At 58.0% G+C, this 17695-nt stretch carries 18 protein-coding genes; 8 read left to right on the top strand and 10 right to left on the bottom strand.

Annotated elements, in window-relative coordinates; translation table 11 throughout:
* Nucleotides 1-57 precede the first annotated feature (57 nt).
* Entirely contained in the window at nucleotides 58-819 is a 762-nt protein-coding gene (locus ACR0DH_RS01740) for an FkbM family methyltransferase (RefSeq protein WP_480546697.1), read from the top strand.
* A 99-nt stretch (nucleotides 820-918) separates the two neighbouring features.
* Nucleotides 919-1311: a hypothetical protein gene (locus tag ACR0DH_RS01735; RefSeq protein WP_480546695.1), complete on the top strand. Its 393-nt coding sequence runs from the start codon at nucleotides 919-921 to the stop codon at nucleotides 1309-1311.
* A 42-nt stretch (nucleotides 1312-1353) separates the two neighbouring features.
* Here ACR0DH_RS01735 and ACR0DH_RS01730 read toward each other — a convergent pair whose 3' ends face one another.
* From ACR0DH_RS01730 to ACR0DH_RS01715, 4 genes are all read right to left on the bottom strand, one after another.
* Nucleotides 1354-1920 carry a sarcosine oxidase subunit gamma gene (locus ACR0DH_RS01730; RefSeq protein WP_480546693.1) on the bottom strand — a complete coding sequence of 189 codons (567 nt, stop codon included), beginning with the start codon at nucleotides 1918-1920 and terminating at the stop codon, nucleotides 1354-1356.
* Entirely contained in the window at nucleotides 1913-4927 is a 3015-nt protein-coding gene (locus ACR0DH_RS01725) for a sarcosine oxidase subunit alpha family protein (RefSeq protein WP_480546691.1), read from the bottom strand. The genes ACR0DH_RS01730 and ACR0DH_RS01725 overlap by 8 nt, the downstream gene beginning before the upstream one ends.
* A gap of 67 nt (nucleotides 4928-4994) precedes the next feature.
* Nucleotides 4995-5324 carry a sarcosine oxidase subunit delta gene (locus ACR0DH_RS01720; protein WP_480546689.1) on the bottom strand — a complete coding sequence of 110 codons (330 nt, stop codon included), beginning with the start codon at nucleotides 5322-5324 and terminating at the stop codon, nucleotides 4995-4997.
* 61 nt (nucleotides 5325-5385) lie between these two features.
* Nucleotides 5386-6630: a sarcosine oxidase subunit beta family protein gene (locus ACR0DH_RS01715; protein WP_170530698.1), complete on the bottom strand. Its 1245-nt coding sequence runs from the start codon at nucleotides 6628-6630 to the stop codon at nucleotides 5386-5388.
* A 176-nt stretch (nucleotides 6631-6806) separates the two neighbouring features.
* Here ACR0DH_RS01715 and ccmI point away from each other — a divergent pair, with 176 nt between their 5' ends.
* The 3 genes from ccmI to ACR0DH_RS01700 are packed head-to-tail and all read left to right on the top strand — an operon-like array spanning nucleotide 6807 to nucleotide 8748.
* On the top strand, nucleotides 6807-8036 hold the full coding sequence (gene ccmI, locus ACR0DH_RS01710) for a c-type cytochrome biogenesis protein CcmI (RefSeq protein WP_480546687.1): 1230 nt from the start codon (nucleotides 6807-6809) through the stop codon (nucleotides 8034-8036).
* Entirely contained in the window at nucleotides 8033-8497 is a 465-nt protein-coding gene (gene ruvX / locus ACR0DH_RS01705) for a Holliday junction resolvase RuvX (RefSeq protein WP_480546685.1), read from the top strand. The genes ccmI and ruvX overlap by 4 nt, the downstream gene beginning before the upstream one ends.
* Nucleotides 8498-8514: 17 nt before the next feature.
* Nucleotides 8515-8748: a DUF1289 domain-containing protein gene (locus tag ACR0DH_RS01700; protein WP_480542303.1), complete on the top strand. Its 234-nt coding sequence runs from the start codon at nucleotides 8515-8517 to the stop codon at nucleotides 8746-8748.
* A 4-nt stretch (nucleotides 8749-8752) separates the two neighbouring features.
* Here ACR0DH_RS01700 and ACR0DH_RS01695 read toward each other — a convergent pair whose 3' ends face one another.
* The 6 genes from ACR0DH_RS01695 to ACR0DH_RS01670 all read right to left on the bottom strand — a co-directional run bounded on the left by ACR0DH_RS01695 (nucleotide 8753) and on the right by ACR0DH_RS01670 (nucleotide 13408).
* Complete coding sequence (locus ACR0DH_RS01695) at nucleotides 8753-8974, bottom strand: hypothetical protein (protein WP_480546683.1); 222 nt, start codon at nucleotides 8972-8974, stop codon at nucleotides 8753-8755.
* A gap of 302 nt (nucleotides 8975-9276) precedes the next feature.
* Nucleotides 9277-10005 (bottom strand): SpoIIAA family protein, encoded by a 729-nt coding sequence (locus ACR0DH_RS01690; protein WP_480546681.1) that lies wholly within the window; start codon nucleotides 10003-10005, stop codon nucleotides 9277-9279.
* Between the two features lie 35 nt (nucleotides 10006-10040).
* Nucleotides 10041-10826: a hypothetical protein gene (locus tag ACR0DH_RS01685; RefSeq protein WP_480546679.1), complete on the bottom strand. Its 786-nt coding sequence runs from the start codon at nucleotides 10824-10826 to the stop codon at nucleotides 10041-10043.
* Nucleotides 10820-11644, bottom strand: a complete 825-nt coding sequence (locus ACR0DH_RS01680) for a sulfite exporter TauE/SafE family protein (protein ID WP_480546677.1) — start codon at nucleotides 11642-11644, stop codon at nucleotides 10820-10822. The genes ACR0DH_RS01685 and ACR0DH_RS01680 overlap by 7 nt, the downstream gene beginning before the upstream one ends.
* Before the next feature lie 37 nt (nucleotides 11645-11681).
* Nucleotides 11682-12779, bottom strand: a complete 1098-nt coding sequence (gene dusA, locus ACR0DH_RS01675; RefSeq protein WP_480546675.1) for a tRNA dihydrouridine(20/20a) synthase DusA — start codon at nucleotides 12777-12779, stop codon at nucleotides 11682-11684.
* 20 nt (nucleotides 12780-12799) lie between these two features.
* Nucleotides 12800-13408 carry a TetR/AcrR family transcriptional regulator gene (locus tag ACR0DH_RS01670; RefSeq protein ID WP_480546673.1) on the bottom strand — a complete coding sequence of 203 codons (609 nt, stop codon included), beginning with the start codon at nucleotides 13406-13408 and terminating at the stop codon, nucleotides 12800-12802.
* Between the two features lie 136 nt (nucleotides 13409-13544).
* Between ACR0DH_RS01670 and ACR0DH_RS01665 the strand changes: the two genes are divergently transcribed.
* From ACR0DH_RS01665 to ACR0DH_RS01655, 3 genes are all read left to right on the top strand, one after another.
* Nucleotides 13545-14009, top strand: coding sequence for a (2Fe-2S)-binding protein (locus ACR0DH_RS01665; protein WP_480546671.1), 465 nt, complete (start codon nucleotides 13545-13547; stop codon nucleotides 14007-14009).
* Nucleotides 14010-14011: 2 nt separating this feature from the next.
* On the top strand, nucleotides 14012-16198 hold the full coding sequence (locus ACR0DH_RS01660) for a xanthine dehydrogenase family protein molybdopterin-binding subunit (protein ID WP_480546669.1): 2187 nt from the start codon (nucleotides 14012-14014) through the stop codon (nucleotides 16196-16198).
* A 150-nt stretch (nucleotides 16199-16348) separates the two neighbouring features.
* Entirely contained in the window at nucleotides 16349-17668 is a 1320-nt protein-coding gene (locus ACR0DH_RS01655) for a glutamine synthetase family protein (protein ID WP_480546667.1), read from the top strand.
* The last annotated feature ends 27 nt before the right edge of the window (nucleotides 17669-17695 follow it).

The following is a 17695-nucleotide window of genomic DNA, read 5'->3' as shown; positions in this document are numbered from 1 at the left end:
ATGCTTTGGCAAGCGCCGCAGGTCAAGGGCCGCGACAATAAAACCGAAAGGTCCGCGATGCGAACAAAGGCACGCAAGATGTTCTACCGCGCGCGCGGATACTATACAGGCAATCTGAATAGTGAGGCTTTTCGCCTTGATCCGTACCATTCCAAGTTCTGGCGCGAAGCAGGCGATGGAACATGGGAACCTGAAACGTTCAAGGTTCTCGACAAATTTCTGACGCCCGATAGCGACTACCTTGATATCGGGGCCTGGATCGGCCCGACGGTTCTGTATGGGGCCCGCAAAGCCCGGCATGTCTATTGCTTTGAACCTGATCCAGCGGCCTATCGGTTTCTGGCGTGGAATCTGGACTTGAACCAGATCAGAAATGTCTCTGCTTTCGGTGTCGCCTTGTCCGACACGTTTGGTGTGGCCAGAATGGCCTCGGTCTGGGGCGAGCCCGGGGATTCAACCACGTCCCTGCTGCACGACGAAGCGCATGGGAATGACGCGCTGACGATCACATGGGAGCAATTCCAGTCGACCTGTGATCTGTCGAAGGTTTCACTGGTCAAAATGGATATTGAAGGGGCCGAGTTTTTTGTTCTGCCGACGTTGATTGCTTGGCTAGAACGACAAAAACCAGCGCTGTATTTGTCACTTCACGCACCACTATTGGCCGAAGATGAAAGGCTTGAAGCTACACAGAGCCTGCTGAACTCATTGAGTTTTTACTCCAATCTCAGCGACGAGAACTTTGATCCAGTTACGATCGAGCAACTGCTGAAGCCCGAGGCACTTTCTAGGTTTCAAACGGTTCTGTTGCACGCATAGACGCGTCAATTGAGTTTCTTGTTAATCGAGCAATTTAACTTGCCTTTTCGCGCTTAAGGTGCTGCCTTGGCGACACCAAATCAATCACGACAGGCATTCATGAAACATCTTACTATCGCATTGTTCACACTAATTGGCACACAAGTCGCAGCCACAGAATCCGTTAACTATGTCTGCAAAATGACCAAGCAGGATAGCCATGGCTGGATCGCGTCAGAATATTCGTTCCGCATCGATCCGGCCGCGACGTCCGCAATGGCAGCAAGCTCTTATCAGGACTGGGCAGAAGCCAAATTCAAAAATCGTGGTTCCAAGGGTTATCGCCTTGTATGGAACATCGACGAAACAATGGCCGCCGGCGGAAATGTCCGCGTTCGATACCAGGCTAACCTGAATCCGTCAGATAACTCAGTCAAAGTTCGTATGGCATTTTTGCAGGGCAACTTTGCGAACAAACCCTATGGCGTAGGGACTTGTTCGTCTAACAAATGATACAACAAGGCCCCGTCTAAGTCGGGGCCTTATTAATGCAAATCAGTAAACCCCAACCTCACTGCCGGGCTGCGCCGCCACCTTGAGCAGTTTGAACACGTAATCCGCCGCTGAGCGGAAGCAGACCACGCGGAAGCTGTTGGCGTCATCCATCCAGAATGCACCTGCCACCTGGGCAAGGCGCGAGCGGCGGATTTGGCCGGGTTGGAACGCGTCGCCCGAGAAATCGACCGGGGCAAGTTTGCCCATCACCTCGCGTGCGGTCGCACCGGACACGCGAAACACCGCACGGGCATCCGAGACGTTGACAGCTAAGGCATGCGTTCCACCCAGCGCATTGGTCATGGCGGCCAGTTTGGCTTCGACCTCAGCATACGGGACCAGCACCAGCAACTCGTCCGGGGACATCCAGCAGACGCCAGTATCGCCACTCACCAATGCCTCATGCTGACCGGGCACTTTTTGCCCGGTGGCGTCTTTGATCGCTTTGGCCAGCACCTTGTCGGATTGGTTGCCGCGCAGGGTGATCATGCCCTGAAGTCCGCATTCCTCGATCTTAGCGATGCCGTCATAGCTTGCGTAATTCAGGGCGCTGATGGGTTCAGACATTCTGCTTCTCCCCGTCTTTGTCATAAAAGATCGGATCTACGATCTTGGCTTTGTAGGTTTTGCCATCGGTACCCGGGAACTCGACAATCTCTCCCATCCGATCGGGCCCATGCTTGATCAGACCCATGGCGATACCTTTACCCAGATTGGCCGAGTAGTAGGTCGAGGTGACACGCCCGATCATATTGCGCTGACCATTGGCGTTGACGCCCTCGCCCACCGCATAAGCGCCATCTGGGATGACGGAACCATCCACAGTCTCCAGCCCGACCAATTTCCAGCGATCCGGGTCGGCCATGTGGCTGCGCGAATGGGCGCGTTTGCCCAGATAGTCCTCTTTCTTCTTGGACAGCGCCCAGTGCAGCCCCAGATCCTGCGGGATCACGGTGCCGTCGGTCTCGTCCCCGATCATGATAAAGCCCTTCTCGGCCCGCAGGATGTGCAGACATTCGGTGCCGTACGGCATCACTCCGAACTCTTTTCCTGCCTCCATCAAGGCATCCCAGAACGCCTGACCCTGGCTGGCGGGAACCGCAATTTCATAAGACAGCTCGCCCGAGAACGAAATGCGGTAGGCCCGGCAATCGAAACCTCCGATCTTGCCATCGCGCCATTCCATGAAGGGCAGCGCCTCGCGGCTGACATCCATGCCGCCCAGCTTTTCAAGCACCTTGCGGGCGTTTGGGCCGACCACGGCGACCTGCGCGTATTGCTCGGTCACGTTGGCAACATAGACTTTCCAGTCCCACCATTCGGTCTGAAGCCATTCTTCCATGTGACCATGGATACGCTCGGCCCCGCCGGTGGTGGTGTGGCACAGCCATGTATCCTCATCGATCCGCGCGACAACGCCGTCGTCGATCAGGAAGCCGTTTTCCGAACACATCAGGCCATAGCGGCATTTCCCGATCTTCAACGTGGACATCATGTTGGTATACATCATGTCCAGGAACTTGCCTGCATCCGGGCCTTTGACGATCAGCTTGCCCAGCGTCGAGGCGTCCAGCAGGCCGAGGTTCCCGCGGGTGTTCTTCACCTCACGGTTCACGGCGTCATGCACAGATTCACCGGGACGGACATAGGCATAGGTCCGGCGCCAATGGCCGACTGGTTCCCAATCGGCGCCGTTCTTGTCGTGCCAATTGTGCATCGGGGTCTGACGGATCGGTTGGAAGATTTCGCCACGTGCTTCACCACCAATCGAGGCCAGCGAGATAGGCGTGTAAGGCGGGCGGAAAGTGGTGGTGCCGACCTTCGGAATCTCCGAATCCAGCGCATCAGCAAGGATCGCCAGACCGTTGATATTGCTCAGCTTACCCTGATCGGTCGCCATGCCCAGCGTGGTGTAACGCTTGGTATGCTCAACGCTTTCATATCCTTCGCGCGCGGCCAACTGAACGTCCGAGACTTTGACATCATTCTGGAAGTCCAGCCAGGACTTGGCGCGCAGTTGGATTTCTGCATTGGCTGGCATCAGCCAGACCGGTTCCAATGGCGCCTCGGCGGTGGTTTCACCTGCCGGAGCCTTGGTGCGTTTGGGTTTGTGCCCGGCCGCTTTCGCCGCCGCTTTGCCCGCTGCATCCGCGTCGGTCAGAACATCGCCCAGTGCAAGCGGCCCGTTCGAGCTACCTGCGGCCAAAACGAAACCTTCACCATCGGCTCCGCGCGGAGGGCGCGCGGGATCGGGGCGGAAATGGGCATTTGCCTCATCCCAAATCAGCTTGCCGCCGCAATGCGACCACATGTGCACAACCGGGGACCAGCCACCGGACATGGCGACCGCATCGGCCTCGACCTCTTCGCGAGCGCCGCCGATGCCTTCTTGATTGCAGATGGCGACTTTCTTGACACGCTTGCCGCCTTTGACCTTGGCAATCGCCTTGCCGGGATCCACACGAATACCCAACTGGCGCGCCTCCTCGGCCAGCGGACCTGCCGCGGCGCGGGCATCGACCACGCGTAACACATCAACTCCGGCCTGTTTCAGGATAATCGCGGTTCGGTATGCATCGTCATTGTTGGTGGCCACGATCACGCGCTGGCCTGGGGTCACGCCCCAGTTCACAACGTAATCGCGCATGGCCGAGGCCAGCATCACACCCGGCACGTCGTTGCCCGCAAAGGACAAGGGGCGTTCAATCGCACCCGTCGCAGTCACTACCTGCTTGGCGCGGATGCGCCACAGGCGATGGCGCGGGCCCTGGGTGCCGGGTTTGTGATCAGTCAGACGTTCATAGCCCAGCACATAACCATGGTCGTAAACCCCCGCGCCCATACAGCGGGTGCGCATGGTGACATTGTCCATCGTTTCGAGTTCGGAAACCAATTGTTCCACGAACTTATCCACAGACTCACCATTGATCGAACCGCCATCAACCGGAGCACGACCACCCCAATGGGCTGTCTGCTCGATCAGCATGACTTTGGCGCCAGACGCAGCCGCCACTTTGGCCGCTTGCAGGCCTGCGACACCACCGCCGATCACCAACACATCGGTGAAGGCGTAGAAATGCTCATAAGTATCCGCATCGCGGCTGTCCTTGTCGGGCGCTTTGCCCAGACCTGCAGATTGGCGAATGAACGGCTCGTAGACGTGTTTCCAGAACGGTTTCGGATGGATGAACGTCTTGTAGTAGAACCCGGCAGGCAGGAACCGTGCCAGAGCGGTGTTGACCGCACCAATGTCGAATTCCAGGTTCGGCCAGTGGTTCTGCGAGGTTGCGGTCAACCCGTTGAACAGCTCGGTCGTGGTGGCGCGCTGGTTCGGCTCGAACCGGTTGCCCTGCCCCAACCCGACCAGCGCGTTCGGCTCTTCCGCGCCGCTGGCGACCATGCCGCGTGGACGGTGGTACTTGAACGACCGACCCACCATCATCTGGTCATTGGCCAGCAGGGCGGAGGCCAGCGTATCGCCCTCAAAGCCCTGCATAGAGGTGCCGTTGAAGGAAAAGGTAACCTTTTTCGACCGGTCAATCAGCCGGCCTTGTTTTGCGAGACGGGTGCTCATTGTGCGGACCTTTCGCAGGTGGAAGCGTCAGGACTTCCGGCGGGAGTATTTTTGAACAGGTGATGCATCAGGAGAACTCTCTCCACGACCATCCGGGGCGTTTGGCTGTGATGGCGTCCTTAACCTCTTGCGGCGGTTCAGTGGTCTGCGCCGGATAAGTTCCGTAGACCTCAAGCGTGTCCGTATCGCGGGCCGCAATGAACCATTTACCAATGCCATAAGCATGCAGCCAAAGTTCGAAATGCACACCACGCGCGTTTTCACGGGTGAACATGTAGCTTTCGAACTCTTCATCCGAAGAACCTGGGCCGAAACGCTTACGATGCGCCTCGCCACCACAATGGAGTTCGGTTTCATCCAGCATGGCGCCGGTGAAGGGGCATTTGAGTGTCAGCATGATGCGATCTCCTTGAAGACGCAGAGGTGAGACATCAGGATTTCGGTGAACTGTGAACGCATCAGTGCGCCACCCCGGCGGCGACGCTTTCGTCGATAAAGCGGCCCTCTTTGAAGCGGTCCATCGTGAAAGCTTCGGTCAGCGGCGAATGACCTGTGGCCATCAGCTGCGCCATGCCCCAACCCGAGCCGGGAATGGCCTTGAAGCCGCCAGTGCCCCAACCGCAGTTGATAAAGCAATTGCCCAGCGGCGTGGTTGACAGAATGGGTGAACGGTCGCCGGTCATGTCCACGATCCCGCCCCACTGACGCAGCATCTTCAGGCGTGAGATCATCGGGAAGGTTTCGATCAGCGCGCGCACGGTTTCTTCGATATGGTGGAAACTGCCGCGTTGGGTGTAGTTGTTGAACCCGTCAGTGCCGCCGCCAATGACCATCTCACCTTTGTCGGACTGGCTCATATAGCCATGCACTGTGTTGGCCATCACGACCACGTCCATGCAGGGTTTGATCGGCTCGGACACCAGCGCCTGCAGCGCCACCGCTTCCAACGGCAGACGGAAACCCGCCATCTCGGCCAGCTGACCGGAATGCCCTGCAACCACGATGCCCAGCTTGTCGCAGTCGATCGCACCTTTGGTGGTGTCGACACCAACGACGCGGCCGTTTTCCGACCGAACCCCGGTGACCTCGCATTTTTGGATGATGTCCATGCCCATGGCCGAGCAAGCACGCGCATAGCCCCAGGCCACCGCATCGTGGCGCGCGGTACCACCGCGTTCCTGCCAGAGCGCGCCCAAAACCGGATAGCGCGGGCCATCGATATTGATGATCGGCACCAGCTGCTTGACGCGTTCAGGGCCGATCCATTCGGTTTTGACCCCTTGCAGGGCATTCGCATGCGCCGTGCGCTGGTAGCCGCGAATTTCGTGTTGGGTCTGCGCCAGCATCATCACGCCGCGCGGGCTGAACATGACATTGTAGTTCAGGTCCTGGCTCAGATCCTCATAGAGGCTGCGTGCTTTTTCGTACAAAGCGGCCGATGGGTCCTGCAGATAGTTCGACCGGATGATGGTCGTATTCCGGCCGGTGTTGCCACCGCCCAGCCAGCCCTTTTCGATGATCGCGATATTCTGGATGCCGTAGTTCTTGCCCAGATAGTAGGCCGTCGCCAGACCATGCCCCCCTGCACCAACGATAATCACGTCATAACGTTTCTTGGGTTCAGGAGACCGCCACGCGCGTTCCCATCCTGTGTGATAGCGCAACGCTTCGCGCGCAACAGCAAAGGCTGAATAGTGTTTCATATGCGAATCCATCCGGTTCGGTGATTGGGCGCAGATATGCCTTGAAGCCGCAGAATATCTCTGCCGCACAACGCCGCAATATCGCACTATTGCGACATGTCGTCCATTCGCGGCCATTTGTCCCTTTTGTCAAACGACTGGCGGGTCTAAGTCAGATCAGCTACTTCGGAGGAGCCATGACGTTCTGGGTTCTGATACTGTCCATCGCGCTGCTGATTGCAGCCTTTCTAAGCTACAGCTTGCTCCGTGGTCGCCGCGATGCAGAGCCCGCCGCAGCCTATGACCTTCGTGTCTACCGGGAACAACTGGTGGGCGTTGACCGCGATCTGGCCCGCGGCGTGATCGGCGAGGCAGACGCCGAGAGGGTGCGCACCGAAATCTCTCGCCGTATTCTGGCGGCAGATGCCCAGATGAACAAAAAGACTTCCGAGGTCGGCCCTTCGCGGGTCGTGTCCTTGATTGTGATTGGCGGGCTGGCACTGATACTCGTCGGCGGTGCGGCGTTTATGTATCAACGTCTAGGTGCCGTAGGTTTGCCGGATATGCCGCTTCAGGCGCGGATCGAACTGGCGGAAGACGTCCGCGAGAACCGGCCCTCGCAAGCCATCGTCGAAGAAATGACGCCTGCGCCTCCGCCAAGGCAGTTGGATGAAAGTTATGCCAGCCTTCTCGGTCAGTTACGTGAAACAGTTGCAGCGCGCCCTGACGATCTGCAAGGGCAGATGCTGCTGGCGCAACATGAAACAAATGCCGGGAATTTTCGCGCGGGGTATGCAGCGCAGCAACGGGTGATTGAACTGTCAGGCGACGCGGCAACAGCTGACGCTTATGCGGATCTTGCTGAAATGATGATTTTGGCAGCGAATGGCTATGTCTCACCCGAGGCCGAACAGGCCCTTTCGCACGCCCTGGATCGCGATCCGAACCACGGCCCCGCGCGATACTACTCTGGTCAGATGCTGGCACAGATCGGTCGCCCGGACATCGCGTATCGCGTCTGGATCGAAACCTTGCGCGATGCCCCTGCGGGCGCGCCATGGGCCGAGGCGATCCGGACCCAATTGGATGACCTTGCCTGGCGCGCAGGTGTCTTCAATGCCCCCGAAACTGCCCCTGTACCGGGACAATCTGGTCCCAGCCAGCAGGATGTGGCTGCTGCTGCCGATATGACGCCAGAAGAACGGCAGGAGATTATACAAGGCATGGTGAACCAACTGTCGGATCGTTTGGCGACCGAGGGCGGAACCCCCGAAGAATGGGCGCGCCTGATCGCAGCACTCGGCGTTCTGGGACAAGCCCAACGCGCCATCGATATCCGCGACGAAGCCGTGACCGTATTTGCTGGCAACACCGCCGCCCTGCAACTGATCGACGCCGCAGCGCTGCAGGCGGGTATTGCCCAATGATCCATGATACGTTCGAAGAATTTGCTGCCACTCTGGCACCGATGACGGCGCTGATGGGTCTGGACCTAGGCGAAAAGACGATCGGCGTTGCCGTGTCAGACCGAATGCGCGGCGTGGCAAGCCCGCTTGAAACCGTGCGCCGCAAAAAGTTCACCCTCGATTCCGCCCGATTGCTTGAATTGATCGCCGATCGTGAGATCGGTGGCATCATTCTGGGCCTGCCGAAAAACATGGACGGAACCGAAGGGCCCAGGTGCCAATCGACCCGCGCCTTTGCCCGCAACCTGTCGCGTCTGACCGCATGCCCCATCGGGTTCTGGGATGAACGCCTCAGCACAGTTGCGGCAGAAAAGGCACTGTTAGAGGCGGATACGACACGAAAACGTCGCGGACAGGTTATTGATCATGTCGCAGCGGGTTATATCCTTCAAGGAGCGCTCGACAGGTTGCGCTTTTTGTAACGGGTCGGAGACCGCACATGACAAACATGGTTTGGAAACGGAACGAGGTGGAAAGCCCCTGTATCCAGATCTGTGTCGTACACCCGACAGAGCGTATTTGCACCGGCTGCTACCGCACGATTGATGAGATCACCCGCTGGTCCAAGATGGACAGCTCAGAGCGCGCGGAAGTCATGGAAGACCTGCCCAACCGCAAGCCGCGTCTTGCGAAACGTCGGGGCGGTCGGGCCGCGCGTCTGAACGGGTTGTAACTCATCAGTTCGCTGTGTCGTGATGCTCTGGCAGTTTTGTACGTGCTGCATCGTGAATTGGATGGCGGCCACGCAATTCCTCGGCAAATAGACCTGCGATCTCGGATTGGCTGGTTTTGAGTTGATCTGGGGTCGTGACCTCATGATCCTCAGCCAGATCACCGGGCAAAGTCTGAACAACGCCGCGGGCGGAAAAGATTTTATTTAAGACAGTCCTGAACGTCATTTCGAGCATCCTTTAGTGAATTAAATAATCAGTGCCGCCGCGGGCAGCGTTCGAGCTGAGAGGGGTCGTGCTCAAGAACGTTTCCGGCGTGAGTGGCAACCCGCGGCGACAGCGCCGAGGTAGCCAGTTCGATCCTCAATTTTACGGGGAAAACTCTCAAATTTTGATCGTTTTTGAGTACAAAACTGGAATTTCCAACAAATACCCACAAATTCCCTTACGTCACAAACGACGCCTATCGGCACTAAACGCGCCAATACGCGCACTCCAATGCCCGTGTTCGAATCGAGTTTGTGCAGATTTCAGCCAGCAGCCAGCCAGGATTTGGCGTTTTCCACCTCGGCCGAGGGGAAAAACTGCGTGCGAACGCCCAGGATATGACGCGCCACGCGCTGTGCGATATGCTGCCAGGCTGCATCACCAACGATGGCCGCGCGATCTAGCAGGCGGATGTGATTTCGAGCCAGACGGAAATGCGCAGCCAGTGCCGATAGACCTTGCCAGCCGTCAAACTCGCGCAGGTCAATCAGCAACCGAAAGCTCTCGCGCCCTTGCAGAACAGCGTCCAGTGCTTCCTCGGCCTTGCTGTATTCGTCTGGGTCCAGCTTGCCCAACAGACTGATCTGAACACAGGGTCCGCCCAGATCGGTGACATGGATCGATCCCAGAGACTCACGCATCCATCGCCGTGCAGCTTCCAGTTCTGCCATCTCGAACACCTGCGTCGGACAGGGTAGGATCGGGGCGGCCAGACGGATACTGGTTTGCACCCAACCCTGATCGGCGACAACCGCGATCCGGTCAAACCCACGCCAGTGGCTGAGCCCCAGCTTGGTATCGGACCAGGCGGCCCCCAAATCATAGCCTTTGAACTCGGGCTGAACGATGACCAGCAATCTAACCGCTTCATGCTTGGCCAAGGCAGCCTCGATCGCAGGAACCAGTGTCTGGGAATAGTCTGCGCTGGTGACTTCACCTGACAGTTCGACTTCTATCAACGCACCGTCTGAATTCGTGTGAACCGTAATCATGGTTCAAAACCTCCACTCAAAACAATGATTGAAGGTTATGGGGATTCGATCCATTCGGCCACTCCCCCCGGATATTCGGGGCGGAAATAGGCGATCATCCGTCCATCTGGCGCGGCCGAGGCCCCATCACCCCATGGGGCAACCCCATGCAGGCAGTGGCGGTGCAACACATAGGCCTCACCCGGTTTGGCAGGCAGAGTGATCCGGGGACAGGTTTCAAACACAGTGCGGCGTGTGGCCTGATAGATATCGGTGATATCAACCGTGTGCAAAACATCGCCCGCGTGGTCCGCCAGCGCATCCCGAAAGGCTGCGCCCATTGCCTTGTGGCTTTCATCCCAAACAACCAATGGCGCAGCCTCATCGCTGGCCTCGGTCAATGGGATGCCCAATATCCACGCGTGAGGTTCGTCAATCCGGCGTCGGCGATCCCGCCCCATGGGGCGCAATCCATCCACATGGGCCGCATCCCGATTGCGCCTATACCGCGCGGCAGCCTCGCTTTCGCCCCGTCGGGCGCGCGGGTATCCGGGATGGATGACCGAGACCTGACCTCGGTGTAATGGCAACTGGCCAAAGTGATCCTGCAAGAAAGTGGCGGCCTTGCCCGCCAGTGGCGCTGAGTTCCCAACGCGACCCCCAGTATCATTCGGTAGCGCATCAACGCCAACAAACCATGTGCCTTCGCAATCTAGCCATTCTGCAAAAGCTGGATCGCGCACCGACTGCTGTGCGGCCGGTAGGGCGTGTTCGACCCAATCAGCCAACACCGGATCATAGGGGAACTTTACCCATCCACGCGACCAGAAATCACCTACCATCCCAGCGCCTTGCGCAACATGTTCAGCGCTACCAGCGTCAGAAACACCGCAAAAACGCGTTTTAGCGGCTTCGGGTCCATCGCGTGGGCCAGCTTTACCCCCCAGGGCGCGGTGATCATAGTCATCGCCACGACGATGCCAAAGGCGACAAGGTTCACCGCGCCGATGGTCAATGGGGGCCGATGTTCCGGTGCAATGCCCAGGAACAAAAACCCAAGAACGGAAGGTACAGCAATGATCACGCCAAACCCGGCTGCCGTTGCAACCGCCCTGTGGATAGGCATGTTGTAAAGGCTCATAAGTGGTACACCGAAACTGCCCCCTCCGATCCCCATCAGGACGGACAGAAACCCAACCGATGGTGAAAGAGCCGCGCGTTTAATCCCTTTGGGCATTGCATCCCCCAGGCGCCATTCGGATTTTCCCAGACCCAGATAGGCACCAATCACCATGCCCAGCACCCCAAAAAGCGCCTGCAGCGCTTCGGTGCGCAAGGCTGACGCGACCAGAACGCCAAAAACCGCCCCCACAGCGATCCCTGGGCCCCAACCGCGCAGGATATCCCAATCCACCGCGCCCTTTTTGTTGTGGGCCAGGACCGAACGAATAGAGGTGACGATTATCGTCGCCAAAGACGTGGCAAGGCACAGCTGCATCAACTGTGGTCCGCCATATCCTAGTGTTTGGAAGGCGTAGAAGAACGCCGGCACCAGCACGATGCCGCCACCTACCCCCAAAAGCCCGGCCAGAACGCCTGCAAACGCTCCGATCACAAGCAAAAGACCCAGCATCTGCGCCAGCAACATTGTATCGGGCATATTTCCCCCAAGAACCGGCGGTGCCGGTGTTACCTTCCTAAGCCTCTGCCATAGGTGCGACACGGTCCAGGGCCTGTAACATCACTTCCGGCCCGGCCCCGTCATGCACCGCCCCTTCGGACAAGGCCCGTCGCCATGCCCGAGCCCCCGGGCGGCCAGCGAACAGGCCAAGCATATGCCGGGTGATCTGGTGCAAACGCCCCCCATTGGCAAGGTGGCGTTCGACATATGGCACCATGTCCTGAACAACTGCAATTGGATCCACAGCTGCGCCGGTCTGGTAAATCCTCATATCCGCCTGAGCCAGAATATCGGTTGGCTGGTGGTAGGCTGCGCGCCCGATCATGACGCCATCTAGACCAGCCTCAAGATGCGCCTGTGCCTGATCCAGCGACGTGATCCCGCCATTGATCGAGATATGCATATCCGGGAAGTCCGCCTTCATCTGATGCACCAGATCATAATCAAGCGGAGGGATATCCCGGTTCTCCTTTGGGCTGAGCCCCTGCAACCAAGCTTTTCGGGCGTGGATCGTCACCCGCATACATCCTGCCCTGCGGATTTGGGTCAGGAAATCTGGCAGAACCTCTTGAGGCTGTTGATCATCGACCCCGATCCGGCACTTGACCGTCACGTCAACATCGACCGATGCCCGCATCGCCGAAACGCATTCGGCCACACGGCCCGGTTCTTTCATCAAGACCGCACCAAAGGTTCCGGATTGCACTCGGTCTGAGGGGCAGCCGCAGTTCAGATTGATCTCATCATAGCCCGCATCTGCCCCAAGCCGCGCCGCCTGTGCCAGCTCCTCGGGGTCAGAACCGCCAAGTTGCAGGGCCACCGGATGCTCTTCGGGGTTGTAGTCCAGCAGATGCAGCGCCCCACCCCGTACCAGAGCGGGCGCAGTCACCATTTCTGTGTACAACAAGGTCTCACGACTGAGCAGCCGATGAAAATACCGGCAGTGACGATCGGTCCAATCCATCATCGGCGCAACAGACAATCGCGCTGCACTTACTGCCTTGCCTGTCACAGCAAAACCCCCGTCTAACTCTGTAGGCCAGGCATTGGAAATACGAGCATGCGCACGGCCCGCCGGGTCTAACCTGTATTTATCCGGATTGCCATCGGACATCTAACCGCCTCAGAAGGCCCTTAGCTAGGAAGCCCATATCGGCTGATCATCATCTCGACGCTGTTCCCAATTGTCTCGGCCATCTCGGCCTCGCTGAGCACCGAACCACTGAACAGCAAGGGCCAGAACGCACGCGCCTTGATCAGGCCGATGAACTCCTTGCCCGCCTGTTCAGGGTCATCAATTTTCAGTTTTCCATCCTCCGCCGCGCCTTTCAGCATGTCGACAAAGGCAGCTGTCTTGTCCAGTTTGCCCTGCGCTTCGGCGGCAAGCATCGGGTTGCGCAAAGTTTCGCTTATCACCATGCGCGACATGGCGATAACCTCGGGCAGCATCAGAATACGCCCCTCGGCCCAGGCCAGCTCTGTCATCTGTTCGCGTATGTCCCGATTTGAATCGTACTTGATTTCGACCACTTCCGCGAACCTACTCGATAACTCCACGACAATGGATCGAAAGAGATTTTCCTTGCTTTCGAAATACTTATAAAGTGTCCGCTTGGAAACTTCAGCCCGAGCTGAGATGCGATCCATACTGGACGCGGCAAATCCCTTTTCAAGGAACTCGGCTACGGCTGCGTCGATGATCTGCGCGTATTTTGACGCATTCGGCGCGCTGCATTCGTTCATGGCAGAGCTATAGACCCATTGACCTGCGCAGGTCAAACACTACGTAAACTTACCAGTTTACAGAGAGCACTTCCTGTGCCACATGTAAACGCGCCAGTTTACCGATTCAGGTAACAGCCAACAGGAGACGACCCCCATGGCCCTTTCACTAAAACTGAACGGCGAGACCCACACGGTTGACGCCGAACCCGGCACCCCCCTGCTGTGGGTGATCCGGGATGAGCTCAAGCTGACCGGAACCAAATTCGGTTGCGGCGTTGCCTCATGCGGCGCTTGCACTGTTCACGTCAACGGCGAGCCTGTCCGGTCGTGCCAGACCTATATCGAAGATCTGGAGGATGCCGAGATCACCACCATCGAAGCGATCGGCGACGACAAAATCGGCGCGGCCGTGCAGCAAGCCTGGGTCGAGCTGGATGTGGTGCAATGCGGATACTGCCAATCCGGTCAAGTGATGTCAGCTGTGGGTCTTTTGTCTGAAAACCCAAAACCCAGTGCTGAAGAAATCGACGAATACATGTGGGGCAATGCCTGCCGCTGCGCCACCTATCAACGCATCCGCGCTGGTGTTCAGCGCGCATCTGAGATTCTGGAGGCCTGATCATGACCATCAACACCTCCCGCCGTGGATTTTTGAAAGGCGCAGCAGCAGCCAGCGCCGTTTTGATTATCGGTGCCCGCCCCGATGGCGTGCTTGCCGCCGCATCCTCGGACAGCGCCCAGCTCAATCCGTTTGTGAAAATAGATGCGGATGGCACCGTGACCGCAATCGTCAAGCATTTTGAGATGGGTCAGGGCCCAGCAACCGGTCTGCCAACCATCATCGCCGAAGAGCTTGGCGTGACGATGGATCAGATCGAATACGAATTCGCACCATCTGATCCGCAGGTTTACAATAACCTTCTGTTCGGCCCGTTCCAGGGAACTGGCGGTTCGACTGCGATTGCAAATTCGTGGATGCAATACCGTCAGGCAGGTGCCTCCGCGCGCGATATGCTAATCAATGCTGCCGCCCAAAGCTGGGGCGTCAACCCAAGCGGTGTCACGATCGAGGATGGGATCATCACTGCTGGTGACAAAACCGCCCCAATTGCAGAATTTGTGGCCGCCGCATCTGCACTGGAGGTGCCTGCAGAGCCCCGCCTGAAAGACCCGTCAGAGTTCCGATTGATCGGAAACGAGAGCGTGCGCCGCAAGGATTCGGCGATCAAGGGCAACGGCCAGGCGAAATTTGCGATGGATGTGCATCTGCCCAACCAGATGGTGGCCATGATCAAGCGGCCAGAGTCGCGCGGTGGCATCGCTTTGGGCTTTGACGACAGCGCATCGAAAGAGATCAAAGGCTATATCAACGCGGCTATTCTACCCAATCAGGCCGGTGTTGCGGTTTATGCCGAAAATACATGGGCCGCGATTCAGGCAAGAGACATGCTTGAGGTCGAATGGGACATGTCAGCGGCAGAAACCCGTGACTCGGACCAAATCAAAGCCGAGATCATGGCCGCGCTGGACGCAGAGCCAGAGTTCAACGTGAACCAGGCGGACGCCGCAACGGTCGCCGCAGCCATTGATGGTGCGGATACTGTGATCGAACAGTCGTTCTATTTCCCCCTGCTGGCCCATGCGCCGATGGAACCGCTGAACTGCACCATCGAACAGACCGCAGAGGGTGACATCATTCTGCATGATGGCGCGCAGATGCCGACCGGTCCGCACATGGCCTACCAGCAGATCTTCCAACTGCCACCAGAGAAAATCCAGATCAAGACAATGCTGGCTGGCGGGTCCTTTGGACGCCGCGCAACGCCGGATGCAGACTATCAGGTCGAAGCTGCGCTGGCCTTTGTGGTCACAGACCGGTCGCGCCCTGTGAAGCTGGTTTGGACGCGTGAGGATGACATCCGCAGCGGATACTATCGCCCGGCCTTTGGTCACAAAGCGCGGGTTGGTCTGGACGCGGATGGCAATATCGTCGGATGGCAGCATCAGGTGGCCGGTCAGTCGATCATGAAGGGAACGCCGTTCGAATCCTTCTCGGTTCATGACGGCGTCGACCACAGCTCGATCGAGGGTATTGCAGACAGCCCCTACAATATTCCCGGTATGGCGCTTGGTCTGACGGATACGCCCAAGGCAACTTCGGTTCTGTGGTGGCGGTCGGTGGGGCACACTCACACCGGTTACGTCATGGAGGTCATGATGGACCTGGCGGCTAAGGCAGCGGGTCGTGACCCGGTTGAATTCCGTCTCTCTTACCTGGCTGATGGTGATGATCCAGATCAGTCGCGCAAAGCAGGCGTATTGAAACTGGCGGCTGAGAAGGCCAATTGGGGCAATCCTGCTGAAGGACGGGCTCAGGGTATCGCTGTGCACAAATCCTTTGGATCCTATGCCGCTCAGGTCGTCGAAGTCTCTGGCGACCCTGAATCGGGCATCAAGATCGAAAGGGTGACCTGTGCAGTGGATTGTGGGATTGCGGTTAACCCTGATGTTGTCCGTGCCCAGATGGAAGGTGGCATCGGTTATGGCATCGGTCACGTGATGCGCGGTCAGATCACGCTGACCGGTGGCGCTGTAGATCAATCGAACTTCCCCGACTATGAGCCGCTGAGGATCGGTGATATTGCCGCCATTGATGTCCATATCGTGCCATCGGCCGAAGCGCCCACCGGGGTGGGTGAGCCAGGAACGCCCCCAGCGGCGCCTGCTTTGGCCAATGCGATCAACACTCTGTCCGGCGTGCAGATTGCGGCGCACCCGATGACAGAGGATGGCATCAGCTTCGTCTGATCTAGTGGATCCCATAACGCAAATTGCGCCGCCCCTTTGGGCGGCGTTTTTCTTTGCAGAAGGCTCCTTATGAATAATTTGATCAAATTTCGTGACTTCGAGGGCCTGCTTCGATACATCTCAGTTAATCGGAAGAACGGAACCTGAAAAATGGACCTGAGTACTTTGCATAATTTTCGCGTCGCAGCCTGCGATCTGAACGGTCAACTGCGCGGCAAACGGGTTCCACCAAGTTATGCGGACAAACTCTCAAAGGGTGCGGTACGTATGCCGTTCTCGGCCCTGAATGTGGACCTGTGGGGTGCGGATATCGACGGCAGCCCCTTGGTGTTTGAAAGCGGCGATGCAGATGGCGTTCTGCTGCCAACGGAACGTGGGCCTGTTCCGATCCCATGGCTGGGCGCGGAAACCGCATTGGTTCCCATGTGCCTTTATGACGATGCCGGTACTCCGTTCGCGGGCGACCCACGGCATGCCCTATCGGCCACATTATCCCGTTACGCCCAGCGCGGCTGGTCGGTGGTTGCCGCGACTGAACTAGAGTTCACCCTGCTGGACGCTTCCGGCCCCCACCCCCAGCCCCCTCTGAACCCAGTGACCGGTCGTCACCTGACGGACGAAGCGGTGTTGTCGGTCGCGGAAATGGATGCGTTCGAGGCGTTCTTCTCTGATCTCTACGATGGCTGCGCCGTGATGGGCATTCCGGCGCAAACCGCCATATCCGAGAGCGGTATCGGCCAGTTCGAGATCAACCTGAACCATCAAGATGCGATGCGCTGTGCAGATGATACATGGCTTTTCAAGGCGTTGACGCGCGGTCTGGCCCGCAAATACGGGTTTGCTGCAACATTCATGGCGAAACCTTATGCAAATGATGCGGGAAACGGGATGCATGTGCATTTCTCGGTCATCGATGCCGACGGGCGAAACGTTTTTGATGATGGTAGCCCCGAAGGCACCGACCTGTTGCACTCTGCCGTTGCGGGCTGTCTAGTGGCCATGCCAGCCAGTAGCCTGATTTTCGCACCACACGGCAATTCCTATGCACGACTGGTGCCCGGTGCACATGCACCCACCGGCGCAAGTTGGGCCTATGAAAACCGAACAGCGGCCATCCGTATTCCAGGGGGCGCACCGGCCGCCCGGCGTATCGAACATCGTGTTGCCGGCGGTGATATCAACCCTTACCTTATGCTGACCGCCGTACTGGGTGCGGCACTGATCGGGATCGAAGATGATATGAAGCCGCCCGCCCCGATCACCGGGAATGCCTATGAGGTAGACGGGCTGCCGCAGCTTGCGAGCAATTGGTCCGAAGCGATTGACCAATTCGAGGCCGACCCAATCATGACCCGCCTGTTCCCAGCTGAGTTGATCCGCAACATGGCCCTGACAAAACGGCAAGAGATCGCGCGCTTTGCAGATCGTCCTGAAGACCAGCATTGGCTGAGTTATTTAGAAGCTGTTTGACCCCCCTTGCCCGGCGTTCGCGACTAG

Source organism: Ruegeria sp. I1, assembly GCF_056532675.1.
This window is presented reverse-complemented; position numbering and strand designations above follow the sequence as displayed.